The sequence below is a fragment of the Bacillus sp. CH_70 genome, from assembly GCF_038007045.1.
Classification (GTDB): Bacteria; Bacillota; Bacilli; order Bacillales; family Bacillaceae_G; genus Bacillus_A; species Bacillus_A cereus.
In genome coordinates this window covers 4,284,375-4,303,302 of sequence record NZ_JBBOWL010000001.1, presented here as the reverse complement: position 1 = coordinate 4,303,302, position 18,928 = coordinate 4,284,375, and the positions used below count along the sequence as shown (strand labels likewise).

Sequence of the window (18,928 nt, the reverse complement as noted above, 5' to 3'; positions counted from 1 at the left end):
ACAAATAGTTTAGGGATGTTGTGTTCTCATTACGCATTTGATATATTTACTTTGAACATAATTAAAATCAAGAAAAAGAGGCGGACGTATGGATAAAAAAGAAAATACGGTCGTATTGTTTCCACAACTATCAGAGCGCTATATTGATGAAGGTTTTTTAGCGCTGAAAGAGCGGGAATTCGAAGATGCATTGCGTTGCTTTGAAATACTACGTCAGTATAATGCGGAAACGGAACAAACGGAATTAGCTTCAGTTATTTGTTTACTTGAATTAAAACGTATGGAAGAAGCGAAAGACAAATGTGAACAGTTGCTTAAAACAGGAGTTGTCTTATTTGGTGATATTCTTGAAACGTACGTAACTATTTTAGTTCAAACAAATGATTATGAAGGTGTTATTGAAACTGTTGAAAAGGTTTTACAAACGAAAGATATAATGCCTGATCAAAAGGAAAAATTAGCGCAGCTTGCTTTATTTGCAGAAGGTATGCTAAATGAGGGAGACGCATCGCTAGTGGATTCAAATTTTGAATTGGATGAGTTTACTAATGAAATTTTTGGAGAAAACTTTGGACAGAAGCTAAGAGCGATTCAGCGACTTTCGTTAAAAGACTTAGATCTTGCATTACCTGTTTTAAAGAAATTTTTAATAGACGAAGAGCAGCACCCCTATTTGAAAACCTCTATTTTGTATAAAATGATAGAAAGTCAGGTAGAAGAAGAAATAGAGGTAGAAAAGTTTGGAAATACGATTAAGGTGATTCCAGCATTTACAGGTCATAATGAGGAGCAATCCAATAACATTATACATAAATTATCAAGCCGATTAGAGCAAAATTATCCCGATATATTTGAAGCAATGGTTACATATTGGAAAGAGTTGCAAATTAGCGTTTTCCCATTCGCTCTATTAATGGATAAAGAAGAGATTTGGTCAGCTGTTTTAGAGAGAATTGGAAGAAAGCGTTTCGGATTGGCTATAGATGAAGAAGAGCTTATGGCAGCATATAATATCGAATTGGAAGAGTTTCATATTGCCTATCAATGGTTATTACGTGTTGAAAGAGAAGGATATTTGCCCGTATAATTATGAAAAAGAATCGTTCAGTTCTTGAAACGAGCATATTCTATGTTATAATGTAAGGGTTGCAAAAGGCAGAAATCTGCCTGTTTGTAAGAGAAGAGAAGTGTAATTCTCTTACTTAATATGTTTCATATTATTCTCGAACAAAATATACCGTAGTTGTCTTCTGGGCAATTAGTAGATTGGAACATTATATCTGAAAGCTTTTGCTAGAGGATTATTTGTTTATTTGTTATTTCAAAAAAGAGATAATGAAGATCTTAATCTATAGAGGTATGTGCATACATTATTATAGTTGGAGGGAAAGAATAAATGTCTACAAAATGGGAAAAATTAGAAGGTAACGTTGGCGTTTTAACAATCGAAGTTGATGCTAAAGAAGTAAACAACTCTATCGACGCTGCGTTCAAAAAAGTAGTAAAAACAATTAACGTACCAGGTTTCCGTAAAGGAAAAATGCCTCGTCCATTATTCGAACAACGCTTTGGTATTGAATCTTTATACCAAGATGCTTTAGATATCATTTTACCAAAAGCATACGGTGAAGCGATCGAAGAAGCTGGTATCTTCCCAGTTGATCATCCTGAAATCGACATCGAGAAGTTCGAAAAAAATGCTAACCTTATCTTCACTGCAAAAGTTACAGTGAAACCTGAAGTTAAATTAGGTGAGTACAAAGGTTTAGCAGTAGAAAAAGTTGAAACAACTGTAACTGACGAAGATGTAGAGAACGAATTAAAATCTTTACAAGAGCGTCAAGCTGAACTAGTTGTTAAAGAAGAAGGAACTGTTGAAAACGGTGATACAGCTGTAATCGACTTCGAAGGTTTCGTTGATGGCGAAGCATTTGAAGGCGGAAAAGGCGAAAACTACTCTCTAGCAATCGGTTCTGGTACATTCATCCCAGGTTTCGAAGAGCAAGTAATCGGTCTTAAATCTGGTGAGTCTAAAGACGTTGAAGTATCATTCCCAGAAGAGTACCATGCTGCTGAATTAGCTGGCAAACCAGCAACATTCAAAGTAACAATTCACGAAATCAAAACAAAAGAACTTCCTGAGTTAAACGACGAGTTCGCTAAAGAAGCAGACGAAGCGGTTGCAACTCTTGATGAATTAAAAGCAAAACTTCGCACAAACTTAGAAGAAGGCAAAAAGCACGAAGCTGAGCACAAAGTACGTGACGAAGTAGTAGAATTAGCTGCTGCTAACGCTGAAATCGAAATTCCAGAAGCTATGATCAACACTGAGTTAGATCGTATGGTTCGTGAATTCGAGCAACGTTTAAGCCAACAAGGTATGAACCTTGAGCTTTACTACCAATTCACAGGTACTGACGCTGACAAATTAAAAGAGCAAATGAAAGAAGATGCACAAAAACGTGTAAGAATCAATCTTGTTCTTGAAGCTATCATTGAAGCTGAAAACATCGAAGTTACTGAAGAAGAAGTAACTGCAGAAGTTGAAAAAATGGCTGAAATGTACGGTATGCCAGTAGACGCTATCAAGCAAGCTCTTGGAAGCGTAGACGCTTTAGCTGAAGATCTTAAAGTGCGTAAAGCTGTAGACTTCTTAGTAGAAAACGCTGCATAATAAAATAACAAGGCACGATTTTAATCGTGCCTTGTTTTATAAATATAGAAATATATTTATAAAACTTTTCGATGGAGAAGGAAAAGTTCCTTTACAAGTCGAATATACATATTTCAAAAGTTTTAAAATTTTTTTTATTTGTACATAACTAGTCATATTATTTGTATTTCTCGCCACGTAGTGACATAATATGTATTTACATACGATACATTTATCGTGTACATACGAAGGCAAGAGGTTAGCACTTTGTAAGGGGTGTGAAAATATGTTTAAATTTAATGATGAAAAAGGGCAATTAAAATGTTCTTTCTGTGGTAAAACACAAACGCAAGTTCGAAAGTTAGTAGCAGGTCCAGGTGTTTACATTTGTGACGAGTGTATCGAACTTTGTACTGAAATTGTACAAGAGGAGCTTGCGAAGGACGAAGAAGTAGAATTCAAAGATGTACCGAAACCGGTAGAAATTCGTGAAATCTTAGATGAGTATGTCATCGGGCAAGATAGCGCGAAAAAAGCACTAGCGGTAGCGGTATATAACCATTACAAACGCATTAATTCTAACAGCAAAATTGATGATGTAGAATTAGCGAAGAGTAATATCGCACTTATCGGGCCAACAGGTAGTGGTAAAACATTACTTGCACAAACGTTAGCGCGTATTCTAAATGTTCCATTTGCAATCGCGGACGCAACATCTTTAACAGAAGCTGGATATGTTGGGGAAGATGTAGAAAATATCTTACTAAAATTAATTCAAGCAGCTGATTATGATGTAGAGAAAGCGGAAAAAGGAATCATTTATATTGATGAGATTGATAAAGTGGCACGTAAGTCCGAAAATCCATCAATTACACGTGATGTATCTGGTGAAGGTGTGCAGCAGGCACTTCTGAAAATTTTAGAAGGTACTGTAGCAAGCGTTCCACCTCAAGGTGGTCGTAAGCATCCGCACCAAGAGTTTATTCAAATTGATACAACGAACATCTTATTCATTTGTGGTGGAGCGTTTGATGGCATTGAGCCGATTATTAAACGTCGCCTTGGTGAGAAAGTAATTGGATTTGGTTCTGAGAAGAAAAATGCTGATGTAAATGAGAAGCATGTTTTATCTCACGTATTACCAGAGGATCTTTTAAGATTTGGTTTAATTCCAGAGTTTATCGGTCGTCTTCCAGTTATTGCGAACCTAGAGCCACTTGATGAAGATGCTCTTGTTGATATTTTAACGAAACCGAAAAATGCACTTGTTAAGCAATTCCAAAAACTATTGGAGCTTGACGATGTTGAGTTAGAGTTTGAAGAAGGTGCACTGATCGAAATTGCGAAAAAAGCAATTGAACGTAAAACGGGTGCTCGTGGACTTCGTTCTATTATTGAAGGCTTAATGCTTGATGTAATGTTCGAACTTCCATCTCGTAAAGATATCGAGAAGTGTATTCTTACAAAAGAAACAGTAGCTGATAATGAACCGCCAAAATTGGTGTTACAAGACGGTACTGTACTTGATACAAAAACATCTGCATAATGCGAAAGGGAAACAGCAATTTTTATAATTGCTGTTTTTCTTTATGTTTAGCTACGTTCCTCCGCGGAAATACTAAGAGATAAAATATTGCGGGAGGAAATAAATAATGAGCTGGACAAATATATTTTTAGTTGTTCAACTTGTTTTTGGTGTAATTGTCGGATTATATTTCTGGCATTTACTTCGAAATCAACGAACACAAAAAGTTTCAATTGATCGAGAATCGAAAAAAGAATTAGAACAGCTTCGTAAAATGCGTGAGATTTCTTTAACAGAGCCGCTAGCAGAAAAGGTGCGTCCTACAACCTTTTTAGATATTGTAGGGCAAGAGGACGGGATTAAGTCCTTAAAAGCGGCTCTTTGTGGTCCGAATCCGCAACATGTAATCATATATGGCCCGCCAGGTGTTGGGAAAACAGCGGCAGCACGTCTTGTATTAGAAGAAGCGAAACGAAATCCTAAATCTCCATTTCGTACGAATGCAACATTTATTGAACTTGATGCGACGACAGCTCGGTTTGATGAACGTGGTATCGCAGACCCTTTAATTGGTTCGGTGCATGATCCGATTTATCAAGGTGCTGGGGCGATGGGGCAAGCAGGTATTCCGCAACCGAAAAAAGGTGCTGTAACAGATGCGCATGGTGGTATTTTGTTTATTGATGAGATTGGCGAACTCCATCCGATTCAAATGAACAAAATGTTAAAGGTGTTAGAAGATCGAAAAGTATTTTTAGAAAGTGCGTACTATAGTGAAGAAAATACGATGATCCCAACATATATACATGATATTTTCCAAAAAGGCTTACCGGCAGATTTTCGCTTAGTTGGAGCAACGACACGTTCGCCAGAGGAAATTCCTCCTGCTATTCGGTCACGTTGCTTAGAAGTATTTTTCCGTGAATTAGATACGGAAGAGATTCAAAAAGTAGCGAAAAACGCCGCGGAAAAAGTGGAAATGCAAATAGGTGAAAATGGTATTGAAATGATTGGGATGTATGCAAGAAATGGACGAGAGGCGATTAATCTCGTACAAATTTCTGCTGGTATGGCGATAAATGAAGAACGTTCTTTCATTAAAGATGAAGATATAGAGTGGGTTGTTCACTCAAGTCAGCTTACGCCGAAATACGAAAAGCACATTTATCCGATTCCAAGGATTGGTCTTGTAAATGGTCTTGCTGTATACGGACCAAATACAGGTGCGTTATTAGAAATTGAAGTAACAGCAATTCCGGCGAAAGATAAAGGGTCGGTAAATGTTACCGGAATTGTAGAAGAAGAAAGTATTGGTAGTCAAACGAAATCGATTCGCCGTAAAAGTATGGCAAAAGGCTCTGTTGATAATGTATTAACAGTACTTCGTTCTTTAGATGTGTTGCCAGAAGGATACGATATACATATTAATTTTCCAGGTGGTATCCCAATTGATGGACCTTCTGCAGGAATCGCTATGGCAACAGGTGTATATTCTGCGGTGCATCGCACATATGTAAATAATGAAGTAGCGATGACAGGTGAAATAAGTATACACGGAGAAGTAAAGCCTATTGGTGGCGTGTACGCAAAAATAAAAGCTGCGAAAAAAGCGGGAGCTAAGAAAGTCATTATTCCTGCTGAAAATATGCAACCATTTTTGTATACGATAAAGGGAATCGAAATTATTCCTGTCCGTAAATTAAAAGAAGTATTTGAGTTAACGTTTATGCAAGAAAATATGCATAGAGAGCTAGATGTACATACTAACGTAGACGAAACAGATGCACAATCTATGTAAAAATAAACAATAATAAAATTTGCCAGACTTCGTTTAAGTTTGTATGCTTAATCGGAGTCTTTTTTCTTTTCGTGAGGTAGAAAAACAAGCTATTTACAATTGCGAGGAATCTCAGCAATTGCATCTAGGTGTATTGTAATATAAAATAGTTGAACAGGAGTTTAATTTATTATGGAGGTGCTATGTCTAGTATGAATACGAACGAAAGAATCGTGCCCCTCCTACCATTAAGAGGCGTTCTCGTATATCCAACGATGGTTTTGCATCTTGATGTAGGACGTGATAAATCGATACAAGCACTAGAGCAGGCGGCAATGGATGAAAATATCATCTTTTTAGCAATGCAAAAAGAAATGAATATCGATGATCCGAAAGAAGATGACATATATAGTGTAGGTACAGTGGCGAAAGTAAAGCAAATGCTAAAATTGCCGAACGGTACGCTTCGTGTCCTTGTGGAAGGTTTACATAGAGCAGAAGTAATAGAGTTTATCGAAGAAGAAAATGTAGTACAAGTGTCTATTAAAACGGTAACTGAAGAAGTAGAAGATGATTTAGAAGAGAAAGCTCTTATGCGTACGTTACTGGAGCATTTCGAACAATATATTAAAGTTTCGAAAAAAGTTTCAAATGAAACATTTGCAACGGTAGCTGATGTAGAGGAACCAGGGAGATTAGCTGATTTAATTGCTTCTCACTTGCCGATTAAAACGAAGCAGAAACAAGAGATTCTAGAGATTGTATCTGTAAAAGAACGATTACATACACTTATTTCAATTATTCAAGATGAACAAGAGTTACTTAGCCTAGAAAAGAAAATTGGGCAACAAGTGAAACGTTCAATGGAGCGCACGCAAAAAGAATATTTCTTACGTGAGCAAATGAAGGCGATTCAAACTGAACTTGGCGACAAAGAAGGTAAGGGCGGAGAAGTAGAAGAACTTCGTGAAAAAATTGAACAGTCAGGAATGCCTGAAGAAACAATGAAGGCTGCGCTGAAAGAATTAGATCGTTATGAAAAGTTACCAGCAAGTTCTGCGGAGAGTGGTGTTATTCGCAATTATATTGATTGGTTATTAGCGCTTCCGTGGACAGAGGCAACAGAAGATATAATTGATCTTGCTCATTCGGAAGAGATTTTAAATAACGATCATTACGGTCTTGAAAAAGTGAAAGAGCGTGTACTTGAATATTTAGCTGTACAGAAGTTAACGAATTCATTAAAAGGACCTATCCTTTGTTTAGTAGGCCCTCCTGGGGTCGGAAAAACTTCGTTAGCGCGTTCAATTGCAACATCATTGAATCGTAACTTTGTCCGTGTATCTCTTGGTGGTGTGCGTGATGAATCTGAAATTCGTGGTCACCGCCGTACATATGTTGGAGCAATGCCAGGACGCATTATTCAAGGTATGAAAAAGGCGAAAACAGTTAATCCAGTCTTCTTATTAGATGAGATTGATAAAATGTCTAACGATTTCCGTGGAGATCCATCAGCAGCATTACTTGAAGTATTAGATCCAGAACAAAACCATAACTTCAGTGATCATTACATTGAAGAACCATATGATCTATCGAAAGTTATGTTTGTAGCAACTGCTAATACACTTTCAAGTATTCCAGGTCCGTTACTTGACCGTATGGAAATCATTTCGATTGCTGGCTATACAGAACTTGAAAAAGTACACATTGCTCGTGAGCATTTATTGCCGAAACAATTAAAAGAGCATGGCTTACGAAAAGGTAATTTACAAGTACGTGATGAAGCGCTTCTTGAGATTATTCGTTATTATACACGTGAGGCTGGTGTTCGTACGCTAGAACGCCAAATTGCAAAAGTTTGCCGTAAAGTAGCGAAAATTATCGTTACAGCAGAACGTAAACGTATCGTTGTGACAGAGAAAAAGATTGTTGATTTACTTGGTAAACACATATTCCGTTATGGGCAAGCTGAAAAAACAGACCAAGTTGGTATGGCAACAGGTCTAGCTTACACAGCAGCAGGCGGCGATACACTTGCAATTGAAGTTTCTGTAGCGCCAGGAAAAGGGAAACTAATTTTAACAGGGAAACTTGGGGATGTTATGAAAGAATCAGCACAAGCTGCGTTTAGTTATATACGTTCTCGTGCAGAAGAGCTTCAGATTGATCCGAATTTCCATGAGAAAAATGATATTCATATTCATGTTCCAGAAGGAGCAGTTCCGAAAGATGGACCGTCAGCAGGTATTACGATGGCAACGGCACTTATTTCTGCACTAACAGGTATTCCTGTAAGTAAAGAAGTAGGTATGACAGGTGAAATTACACTTCGTGGTCGTGTATTACCAATTGGTGGCTTAAAAGAAAAAACATTAAGTGCTCACCGCGCAGGCTTAACAAAAATTATTTTGCCAGCAGAAAACGAGAAAGATTTAGATGATATTCCAGAGAGCGTAAAAGAAAACCTTACGTTTGTGCTTGCATCTCATTTAGATGAAGTATTGGAGCACGCATTAGTAGGAGTGAAACAATGAAAGTAACAAAAGCAGATATTGTAATTAGTGCTGTTAAACCAGAACAATATCCAGACAGTGATTTACCAGAAATTGCATTAGCAGGTCGTTCAAATGTCGGGAAGTCTTCCTTTATTAATAAAATTTTAAATCGTAAAAAGTTAGTGCGTATTTCTTCTAAACCAGGAAAAACGCAAACGCTGAACTTTTTCTTGATCAATGAGATGATGCATTTTGTTGACGTTCCAGGTTATGGATATGCGAAAGTGTCTAAATCGGAGCGCGCGGCATGGGGGAAAATGATTGAAACGTACTTTACAACGCGTAAGCAATTAGACGCAGCTGTATTAGTAGTTGATTTACGTCACCAACCGACAAGTGATGACGTGATGATGTATGATTTCTTAAAGCATTATGAAATCCCAACAATTATTATTGCGACGAAAGCTGATAAAATCCCGAAAGGGAAATGGCAAAAGCATTTAAAAGTTGTAAAAGAAACGCTTGCTGTTGAAATTGGCGATGAAATCGTTCTATTCTCTTCTGAAACAGGACTTGGAAAAGAAGAAGCGTGGAAGGCAATTCATAAAATGACAAAAACAAAAAACGCGTGACGAATGTCGCGCGTTTTTTTCTTTATATAAGCTGTTAACGTACGTTTAATGTAACTTCAATATTACCTCGTGTTGCTTTAGAGTAAGGACATACACCGTGAGCCGCTTCTACAAGTTCTTGTGCTTCGCTATGTGAAACGCCAGCGACATGTACATCAAGCACGGCAGATAGGCCAAAACCACCATCTGTATCTTTTCCGATAGAAACGTGAGCGGTTACTTCTGTACTTTCTACTTTCATACGTTTTGTACGAATGACAAGTTGTAATGCACTATCGAAACAAGCTGCATAACCAGCTGCAAATAGTTGTTCTGGATTTGTTGCTTCTCCACCTGCACCACCTAGTGCTTTCGGCATTTTCACATCAAGATTTAATATGCCATCATCTGAAACTACTTTCCCATTTCTTCCACCTGTTGCTGTTACTGAAGCAGTATATAATTTATCCACATTTATTCCCCTTTTCCATCATTAATTGTTTTCATTGTTTCAATTAGTTTATTTAGTTGAATTAATAAAGAGCGATATTCTTGCTCTGTAATTCCTAAGTTTGTAGCCATCGTTGTCGGTAATGAACAAGCCTTTTCCTTTAAATCTTTGCCTTGTTCTGTTAATTCAATACAAACTTTTCGCTCGTCTTCTTTGGAACGAACACGTTTTACAAGTGTTAATGATTCCATTCGTTTTAACATAGGTGTTAACGTACCGGAATCTAAAAATAGACGTTCTCCAATTTCTTTTACTGTTAGTCCATCTTGCTCCCATAGTACGAGTAAAGTAATGTACTGGGGATACGTAATACCCATCTCTTCTAAATAAGGTCGATAAAAACGAGTAACCTCTCTAGAACAGGCATAAATAGAAAAACAAAGTTGGTTATCTAGATGCAAAGAGTCCTCTGTCATACATAACTCCCTTCTTATTAAGTTGTGCACAATTTAATTTTGTAAAATCAATATAACGAAAAAGAAATAAAATGTCAAATACATTGTATTGAGAAAGTGTCTGCTACATTTTGGAACAATCATACATATTTTCCTTCATGATGAAAGAAGATAGGAAAGATGATGTTATAATTTATATGGAATAGTTTCCATCACTTGATTATGAGGACTTTTTTTGGTAACGTACAAATAGAGTTATTAATTTATAATCATTATAAAGTAGAAGTTTTTTTATTAGTTTGCTGAATCTCCTTTACTACATACGGAGAATAATTAAAAAATAATCGGTTGTTCACACGATTGTCAGATTCATAAGAGGAAAGTTGTATTATGATAGTAGATAAAGTGATAAAACGGGTGAAGGGGGACATGCTGCGTGCATATTCTTGTTGTTAGTGTAAATTATCGAACAGCCCCTGTAGAATTTCGTGAGAAACTCACATTTCAGGCAGCAGAGCTAGAGCGAGCGATGACTACATTACAAAATCAAAAGAGCGTGTTAGAGAATGTCATTGTATCAACTTGTAATCGCACTGAGATTTATGCTGTTGTAGATCAATTACACACGGGACGGTATTATATTAAGAAATTTTTAGCTAATTGGTTTCAGCTTGAAATAGAAGAAGTCGCACCATATTTAACTATTTTTGAACAAGATGGTGCAATAGACCATTTATTCCGCGTAACGTGCGGTTTAGATTCTATGGTAGTGGGAGAAACACAGATTTTAGGCCAAATAAAAGATAGCTTTTTAGAAGCACAACAAGTTAAAGCAACAGGCACAATTTTTAATGAATTGTTTAAGCAAGTCATTACATTAGCAAAACGTGCCCACTCAGAAACAACAATTGGTGAAAGTGCGATGTCTGTTAGTTATGCTGCTGTTGAGCTTGGAAAGAAAATATTTGGCGAGTTAACAGATTGTCATGTGCTTATTCTTGGTGCTGGTAAAATGGGCGAACTTGCATTGCAAAACTTATATGGAAGTGGTGCTCGTAAAGTAACAGTTATGAATAGGACGCTTTCGAAAGCAGAAGTAATGGCTGAGAAATATATGGGACATGCAAAATCGTTAAGCGAATTACAATGTGCATTATTAGAAGCAGATATTTTAATTAGTTCAACTGGTGCATCAGAGTATGTCATTACGAAAGAGATGATGACAAAGGTAGAGAAAATGCGCTCTGGTCGTCCTTTATTTATGGTTGATATTGCAGTACCACGTGATATTGATCCAGCGATTGATGAGTTAGAAGGTTCTTTCTTATATGACATTGATGATCTGCAAGGAGTAGTGGAAGCAAATCGTGCTGAGCGTTTGAAAGAAGCGGAGAAAATTCAATTTATGATTGAAGAGGAAATTGTTCTATTTAAAACGTGGTTAAGTACACTTGGTGTTGTTCCGTTAATAGCAGCTCTTCGTGATAAGGCACTTGCAATCCAAAGTGAAACGATGGTAAGCCTAGAGCGAAAAATACCAAACCTTAGTGATCGTGAGAAAAAAGTTATTAGTAAGCATACGAAAAGTATTATTAATCAATTATTAAAAGACCCAATTTTAGTAGCAAAAGAAATAGCTGCTGAAGAGGGAGCGAGCGAAAAACTAGCGTTATTTGCAAAGATTTTTGATTTAGAAACGGAAGAAGTAGAGAGTCGTGCGGAAGAAGTAGAACATAAAAGAGTGTGGACACCATCCGTTCCATCTTTATAATTTGGAAGGATGATCGGATGAGTTTTTTAAATAACAGTATTATTTATCATATTGCAATTATTTTATATGCTTGTAGCATTAGTTTATATTTTATAGATTATTTCCAAAGTAACCGAAAGGCGAACCGATTTGCTTTTTGGTTACTTTCGATTGTATGGGTATTGCAGTCTATTTTTATGTTGCTTAGGGCGACAGATTCAGAAACGAATCCCATTTTAACTTTATTATCAGGGATTTATTTTTATGTTTGGTTATTGATTACGATGTCGTTAGTCATAAATCGATTTATGCGCGTTGACTTTTTAGTCTTCTTTACAAATGTTGTTGCATTTGGCGTAAGCGCTTTTTCTATTTTTACACCGCTCGGAAAGATGTCGCCAGTACTTGCAGAGCAATTAGTTTCAGAACTTGTATACGTGCATGTTGGAATGGCGATTATTTCTTATGCAACGTTTACGGTATCGTTTATTTTTTCTATTATGTATTTACTGCAATATCGCCTATTAAAAAAGAAAAAGTGGAATGCGAGATTAAGAAGGTTAGGGAATTTACCGAAGCTTGAATCTACGTCTTACGGATTAAATTTATTTTCTGTTCCATTTTTCTTACTAGCAATTTTATTGGGGTGTATATGGGGATATACAAAATTGGACAATTTCCATTGGTATGATACGAAAGTAATCGGATCTTTTGTCGTTCTATTTGTGTATTGCACAGGTTTATATTTACGAGCGGCAGATGTGTTGCAAGGTAAGAAAATTGTACAGTGGAATATCGGATCGTTTCTCGTAATGCTAGTAAACATTTTTCTATTAAGCAGTTTATCCAATTTCCACTTTTGGTATTTATAATGAGGAGAGAGAATTATGCGCAAAATTATTGTAGGGTCACGAAAGAGTAAACTAGCATTAACGCAAACAAACTGGTTTATTGATCAGTTAAAAGCGCTAGGTCTACCATATGAATTTGAAGTGAAAGAAATTGTCACAAAAGGTGATGTTATTTTAGATGTTACTCTTTCAAAAGTAGGCGGAAAAGGCTTGTTCGTTAAAGAAATTGAGCATGCGTTACTTACGAAAGAAATCGATATGGCTGTACATAGTATGAAAGATATGCCGGCCGTACTTCCAGAAGGTTTAATGATTGGCTGTACACCAAAGCGTGTTGACCCTCGGGATGCTTTTATCTCAAAAAATGGAGCATCGTTTAAAGAGTTAGCGGAAGGTGCTATTTTAGGTACGAGTAGTTTAAGACGTAGTGCACAGCTACTCGCTGCGAGACCAGATTTACAAGTGAAGTGGATTCGCGGGAATATCGATACACGTTTACGTAAATTAAAAGAAGAAGATTACGATGCGATTATTTTAGCGACAGCTGGATTACAAAGAATGGGCTGGGATGATGAAGTTATTACAGAACATTTAGATGAAACGTTATGTGTACCTGCTGTAGGACAAGGTGCATTAGCGATTGAATGTCGTGAGGATGATAAGGATTTATTGCAATTGTTAGCGCATATTAATGATGCGATAACAGAAAGAACAGTGGCAGCGGAGCGAGTATTTCTTCATAAACTTGAAGGTGGATGCCAAGTTCCAATCGCTGGATATGCAACCCTTACAGAAAACGATGCAATCGAATTAACAGCTCTTGTCGGCTCTATGGATGGCTCTGTTTTATTAAAAGAGACAGTAGTGGGTACTAATCCTGAAGAAGTAGGATTAGAGGCCGCGGACCGTTTAATTAAACAAGGCGCCAAAGAACTCATTCTTGCTGCAAATAAGGAGCAACAATAAATATGAACGCTCTCGCTGGAAAAACGGTATTGATTACACGTGCCCAGCATCAAGCGAAACAAATGAGTGTAGCAGTGAAAGAAAAGAGCGGAATTCCATTGGAAATTCCGCTTTTGCGTATGGAAGGTATGTCTCATAGGCAAATTCAACATATTGAAGAGCAGCTACATTCATACGACTGGGTTATTTTTACGAGCAGAAATGGTGTAGCTTTTTTTCTAGATAGTTTAAAAAAGAAACTACCACTAACCATTAAAATCGCTGCGGTAGGTGTGAAAACAAAATTAGAGTTAGAAAAAAGGGGCTATCAAGTTCATTTTGTCCCGAATTCATTTGTTGCAGAAGCATTTGCCGAAGAGTTTCTAAAAGAATTAAATGGAAACGAACGTATTTTATTTCCAAAAGGCAATTTAGCAAGAGATGTAATACCAGTTAAACTGCGTGAAATTGGTGTTTCTCTAGATGAGTTGATCGTATACGGTACGAAAGTGAATGTAGAAAAAAAGCAAGAGCTTATAGCAGCGTTGAAGTTAGGAGAAGTAGACATTATTACATTTACGAGTCCTTCAACTGTTACTAGTTTTGTTCGTTTACTTGAGGGTGCAAACTGGAGAGAATGGACAAAAAAATGTACAATTGCTTGTATAGGACCTATTACGGAAAAAGAGGCAAGTCGTTATTTTCCGTCTGTTATTGTGCCGAAAGAGTACACTGTAGAAGCATTACTACAATGTGTTTGTGAATCTATAAAATGAAAGAATGGGGATAGAAATCTATGAACTCTTTACAATTTAATCGTCATCGTCGTTTAAGACAAAGCGAGGGCATGCGTGCGCTTGTGCGTGAAACGTTTTTACATACGGAAGATTTTATTTACCCTATTTTTGTATTAGAAGGTGAAAATGTTCGTAATGAAGTTCCTTCTATGCCAGGCGTATATCAAATTTCTTTAGATTTATTGCAAGCTGAAATGCAAGAAGTTGTTGATTTAGGTATTCGTTCTGTTATTGTATTTGGTTTACCTGCTGAAAAGGATGAAGTTGGATCATCAGCATATTGTGATCATGGAATTGTACAACGTGCTATTCAGCAAATTAAAGGTGATTTCCCTGAGCTAGTAGTAGTCGCAGACACATGTTTATGTCAATTTACAAGCCATGGTCATTGCGGTGTAATTGAAGATGGTATTATTTTAAATGACGAGTCTCTTTCAGTTCTTGCGAAAACAGCTGTAAGTCAAGCGAAAGCAGGAGCGGACATTATTGCGCCATCAAACATGATGGACGGCTTCGTAACAGCAATTCGCCATGCATTAGACGAAAGTGGTTTTGGACACGTGCCAGTTATGTCGTACGCTGTGAAATATTCATCAGCATTTTATGGACCATTCCGTGATGCTGCGCACGGTGCACCGCAATTTGGTGACCGTAAAACATATCAAATGGATCCGGCAAACCGTATGGAAGCGTTCCGTGAAGCAGAATCAGATGTAATGGAAGGTGCAGATTTCTTAATCGTAAAACCAGCTCTTTCTTACTTAGATATCGTTCGTGATGTGAAAAATAACTTTAATTTACCAGTTGTCGCTTATAATGTAAGTGGTGAATATTCGATGATTAAAGCGGCAGCGCAAAATGGCTGGATTAATGAAAAAGAAGTTGTTCTTGAAAAATTAATTAGTATGAAACGTGCAGGAGCAGACTTAATTATTACGTATCATGCGAAAGATGCAGCAAAATGGTTACAAGAAGGAGGCGCTAAATAATGAAAAAGTTTGATAAATCGATTGCGGCGTTTGAAGAGGCACAAGACTTAATGCCTGGTGGCGTAAATAGCCCGGTTCGTGCTTTTAAATCTGTTGGGATGAATCCGTTGTTTATGGAGCGTGGAAGAGGCTCTAAAGTATATGATATTGATGGGAATGAATACATCGACTACGTATTATCATGGGGGCCTTTAATTCATGGTCATGCAAATGATCGTGTTGTAGAAGCGTTAAAATCTGTTGCTGAAAGAGGTACAAGCTTCGGTGCACCAACAGAAATTGAAAATAAATTAGCAAAACTTGTTATTGAGCGCGTGCCATCAATTGAGATTGTGCGTATGGTTAACTCTGGAACGGAAGCAACAATGAGTGCACTACGTTTAGCTCGTGGTTATACAGGTCGTAATAAAATCTTGAAATTTATTGGTTGTTACCACGGTCATGGTGATTCGCTATTAATTAAAGCTGGTTCTGGTGTGGCGACTTTAGGTTTACCAGATAGTCCTGGTGTACCAGAAGGTGTAGCGAAAAATACGATTACAGTAGCTTATAACGATTTAGAAAGCGTAAAATACGCGTTTGAACAATTCGGTGATGATATTGCTTGTGTAATTGTAGAACCAGTAGCAGGAAATATGGGGGTTGTTCCTCCGCAGCCTGGATTTTTAGAAGGTCTTCGTGAAGTAACAGAACAAAACGGTGCATTGCTTATTTTTGATGAAGTAATGACAGGGTTCCGAGTAGCTTATAATTGTGGCCAAGGTTATTATGGCGTAACACCTGATTTAACATGCTTAGGTAAAGTAATCGGTGGTGGTTTACCAGTAGGAGCATACGGTGGTAAAGCAGAAATTATGCGCCAAGTTGCACCAAGCGGACCGATTTACCAAGCTGGTACTTTATCAGGTAATCCACTTGCAATGGCAGCAGGTTATGAAACGTTAGTACAGTTAACGCCAGAATCATATGTAGAATTTGAGCGTAAAGCTGAAATGTTAGAAGCAGGATTACGTAAAGCAGCTGAAAAACATGGCATTCCACATCATATTAACCGTGCAGGTTCTATGATTGGTATTTTCTTTACAGATGAGCCCGTTATTAATTACGATGCAGCAAAATCTTCAAACTTAGAATTCTTTGCGGCTTACTATCGTGAAATGGTAGAACAAGGTGTATTCTTACCGCCATCTCAATTCGAAGGTTTATTCTTATCGACAGCACATAGTGACGCAGATATTGAGGCGACGATTGCAGCAGCTGAAATTGCAATGTCAAAATTAAAATAATGTATTAGAGAAAAATCGCTCTCCATAAGGGGAGCGATTTTTTTTTATTCATAAAGTAAGCTTTCCCTACATAAATCTGTAATGACATATAGTTTGGGAGGGGGAAAAGAAGTGGCTGCAGATCATTCGTTACGATTTTCATTAAAAGAATCTGTTTGGTTCCAAAAGGGACAGGAAGTCGATGAACTTTTGTCAATTTCGTTAGATCCAGACGTTGAGATAGAAGAGCTTGATCATGAAGTAATCGTGAGAGGGCAATTAGATTTAACGGGAGAGTATGTTGCACGAAAAGATGATTCGGCGTATTCATTAAGAGAACTATCGCCAGCAAAGTCAATTGATTATGTAGAAACAAGGGAAGATGGGGTTAATGAACTTGTTCATTCCTTTCCGCTTGAAATATCAATTCCGAGAAATCGAGTGAAAGTAATTGAAGAGCTATATGTATCAATTGAGGAATTTGATTATGAATTAAAGGAAAATGGTTGCTTACAATTATTAGCGGATATATCTATTACCGGTTTGTGTGATGAAGAGAGAAACGAGGATGAAGCTGAAGAGGAAGAAACGGTGTATGCTGAGTTAGAAGAAGATTCAGCGCAAGAGGATGAAAATAGACCGGCGCCGCATGTAGAAGAACCAGCATATAAGGAATCAGATGAGTGGGAAGATTACGCATTTGAACCGTTCCAATTAGAGGAAAGAAAAGAGCAGGAATTAGAAGAAGAGAAGATAGAGGAACATGAATTTGTGGAGCGTGAAGAGGAGCAAGAAACAACGCCGCAATTTGAATTGTTTGGGCGAAAAGATTTCAAGAAAGAAAAAGCGAAAAAGCAGGAAGAACAAGAAGAAGAGTACTCACAGCGAGATGAAAATGCGCTTTATTTAACAAAACTATTTACGAAAGAACCGGAAGAAGAATTTACAAAGTTAAGAATGTATTTCGTGCAAGAAGGGGATACAATTGAATCTATTGCAGAACGTTATGAAACGTCTGTGCAAAATGTGTGCCGTGTCAATCAAACAGAAGATATATTTTTAAATACGGGGCAAATTATTTATATTCCCGTTTCAAGGGTAAAGGCGAAATAAGGAAGTGAGTGTTTTCACTCGCTTCTTTTCTTAGAGGCTATGTTTTGAATAGAAAGGGTTATTCGTATGGATATTGAATTACGAAATCACTATGAACCTATCGTGAGGCAATATAGATTGGATACGCAGCATATGGAAGAGCACGGAAGCGTAATGAAAATTTATACGAATCAAGGTCCATATGCACTCAAGAAAATAGAAGGCAGAAAGTTAGAGCGGAATAATTTTCTGCATCATATTCAATATTTGAAGGAGAAAGGTTTTTCAAATTATGTACCTATATACCACGCGACGGATGGAAATTATATTTTAAGTGACGGGACCTATAATTATTATTTAATGCCTTGGTTAGAACGTGCAGAAGGAAACGGCGAGGATAATGATCAATACCATAAAATGTTTCAGACACTTGGAACGTTGCATCAAAAAACTGTGAAGGAAGAAACATATACGGAAGAAGATTTAGAAAAACATTATACAACTATATCCGATCGCTGGGAAAATGATGGTGAGATGTTAGAAGAGTTTCTCGTAGAATCTGAATCAAAATGGTATATGTCCCCGTTTGAATTACAATATTGTACGTACTATCATCATGTAATGAGAGCGCGTGAATTTGCAACGAAGCAATTAAATGAGTGGAACGATGCGATGAAAGAAAAAGAGAAAACACGTATTACTTTTGTGCATGGTAACGTGTCACTTAATCATTTTTTATTTGACTATGAGCGAAATGGCTATTTTATTAGTTTGGAAAAATCGAAGTTTGCAACGCCTGTGCAAGATATAGTAGGTTTTTATTCACGGTCTTTAAACACATATCCAATCGCAAGAAGTGATCGGTTTGAATGGTTTCAAATGTATCAAAAAAATTTCCCTTTTACGAAAGAAGAGCAACTACTTATGTTTGCGTATATGACGTATCCATCGCAATTTATTCGGCAAATCGGGTCTTATAAGAAAAGAAGAGATAATCGCAACGAGGAAAATGAACTGCGCGGAGTAAAGAGTTTGCAACAATCGCATTGGCTTGTTAGCAATATAGAATATTTCCTGTCACAATTACAAGCTGCCCAGCAAGGGAACGGGTAAAGTGAAACTTTAATCAGTGGGTGGCTCCCATCTAACTTCTTTGCTTCAGTTGAATTTTGAGGTGGGGGTCTTACTGCCCGCAAATAGCGGGATAAAGAAGATAAGTAGAGAATGCTACTTATCTTTTTTGTATTCACCCGAAAAGCCATAGTTTTAAAT

General features: G+C 37.2%; 16 protein-coding genes. 14 read left to right on the top strand and 2 right to left on the bottom strand.

Annotation, left to right across the window (positions count from 1 at the left end):
- Positions 1-88 precede the first annotated feature (88 nt).
- From N2V79_RS21950 to ysxC, 6 genes are all read left to right on the top strand, one after another.
- A complete protein-coding gene (locus N2V79_RS21950; protein WP_000358255.1) occupies positions 89-1,087 on the top strand; it encodes a hypothetical protein in 999 nt (332 codons plus the stop codon).
- 309 nt (positions 1,088-1,396) lie between these two features.
- Positions 1,397-2,674, top strand: a complete 1,278-nt coding sequence (tig, locus tag N2V79_RS21945) for a trigger factor (RefSeq protein ID WP_000105215.1) — start codon at positions 1,397-1,399, stop codon at positions 2,672-2,674.
- Between the two features lie 265 nt (positions 2,675-2,939).
- Positions 2,940-4,199, top strand: a complete 1,260-nt coding sequence (gene clpX, locus N2V79_RS21940) for an ATP-dependent protease ATP-binding subunit ClpX (RefSeq protein ID WP_000472289.1) — start codon at positions 2,940-2,942, stop codon at positions 4,197-4,199.
- Positions 4,200-4,305: 106 nt separating this feature from the next.
- On the top strand, positions 4,306-5,976 hold the full coding sequence (lonB, locus tag N2V79_RS21935; protein WP_000119173.1) for an ATP-dependent protease LonB: 1,671 nt from the start codon (positions 4,306-4,308) through the stop codon (positions 5,974-5,976).
- A 182-nt stretch (positions 5,977-6,158) separates the two neighbouring features.
- Positions 6,159-8,489, top strand: coding sequence for an endopeptidase La (gene lon, locus N2V79_RS21930; protein ID WP_000097288.1), 2,331 nt, complete (start codon positions 6,159-6,161; stop codon positions 8,487-8,489).
- Positions 8,486-9,082, top strand: coding sequence for a ribosome biogenesis GTP-binding protein YsxC (gene ysxC / locus N2V79_RS21925; RefSeq protein ID WP_000869118.1), 597 nt, complete (start codon positions 8,486-8,488; stop codon positions 9,080-9,082). The genes lon and ysxC overlap by 4 nt, the downstream gene beginning before the upstream one ends.
- 34 nt (positions 9,083-9,116) lie before the next feature.
- On the opposite strand, the gene N2V79_RS21920 is transcribed toward ysxC, so the two are convergent.
- Together N2V79_RS21920 and N2V79_RS21915 are read right to left on the bottom strand one after the other, a co-directional pair.
- Positions 9,117-9,533, bottom strand: coding sequence for an organic hydroperoxide resistance protein (locus tag N2V79_RS21920; RefSeq protein WP_000359774.1), 417 nt, complete (start codon positions 9,531-9,533; stop codon positions 9,117-9,119).
- A 2-nt stretch (positions 9,534-9,535) separates the two neighbouring features.
- Positions 9,536-9,988, bottom strand: coding sequence for a MarR family winged helix-turn-helix transcriptional regulator (locus N2V79_RS21915; protein WP_000133921.1), 453 nt, complete (start codon positions 9,986-9,988; stop codon positions 9,536-9,538).
- A 415-nt stretch (positions 9,989-10,403) separates the two neighbouring features.
- Between N2V79_RS21915 and hemA the strand changes: the two genes are divergently transcribed.
- The 8 genes from hemA to ysxE all read left to right on the top strand — a co-directional run bounded on the left by hemA (position 10,404) and on the right by ysxE (position 18,769).
- The gene (hemA, locus tag N2V79_RS21910) at positions 10,404-11,738 is read left to right on the top strand and encodes a glutamyl-tRNA reductase (protein WP_069356258.1); all 1,335 of its coding nucleotides are present in this window, start codon (positions 10,404-10,406) and stop codon (positions 11,736-11,738) included.
- 17 nt (positions 11,739-11,755) lie between these two features.
- Entirely contained in the window at positions 11,756-12,589 is an 834-nt protein-coding gene (locus N2V79_RS21905; RefSeq protein ID WP_000009005.1) for a cytochrome c biogenesis protein, read from the top strand.
- Positions 12,590-12,604: 15 nt separating this feature from the next.
- Positions 12,605-13,534, top strand: coding sequence for a hydroxymethylbilane synthase (gene hemC / locus N2V79_RS21900; protein ID WP_016080168.1), 930 nt, complete (start codon positions 12,605-12,607; stop codon positions 13,532-13,534).
- 2 nt (positions 13,535-13,536) lie between these two features.
- Entirely contained in the window at positions 13,537-14,289 is a 753-nt protein-coding gene (hemD, locus tag N2V79_RS21895; protein ID WP_053563601.1) for a uroporphyrinogen-III synthase, read from the top strand.
- A gap of 20 nt (positions 14,290-14,309) precedes the next feature.
- A complete protein-coding gene (gene hemB / locus N2V79_RS21890; RefSeq protein ID WP_197233653.1) occupies positions 14,310-15,299 on the top strand; it encodes a porphobilinogen synthase in 990 nt (329 codons plus the stop codon).
- Entirely contained in the window at positions 15,299-16,585 is a 1,287-nt protein-coding gene (hemL, locus tag N2V79_RS21885; RefSeq protein WP_340720214.1) for a glutamate-1-semialdehyde 2,1-aminomutase, read from the top strand. The genes hemB and hemL overlap by 1 nt, the downstream gene beginning before the upstream one ends.
- A gap of 81 nt (positions 16,586-16,666) precedes the next feature.
- Positions 16,667-17,677, top strand: coding sequence for a stage VI sporulation protein D (gene spoVID / locus N2V79_RS21880; RefSeq protein ID WP_003271973.1), 1,011 nt, complete (start codon positions 16,667-16,669; stop codon positions 17,675-17,677).
- Positions 17,678-17,743: 66 nt separating this feature from the next.
- Positions 17,744-18,769, top strand: a complete 1,026-nt coding sequence (gene ysxE / locus N2V79_RS21875) for a spore coat protein YsxE (protein WP_078401071.1) — start codon at positions 17,744-17,746, stop codon at positions 18,767-18,769.
- Positions 18,770-18,928 lie beyond the last annotated feature (159 nt).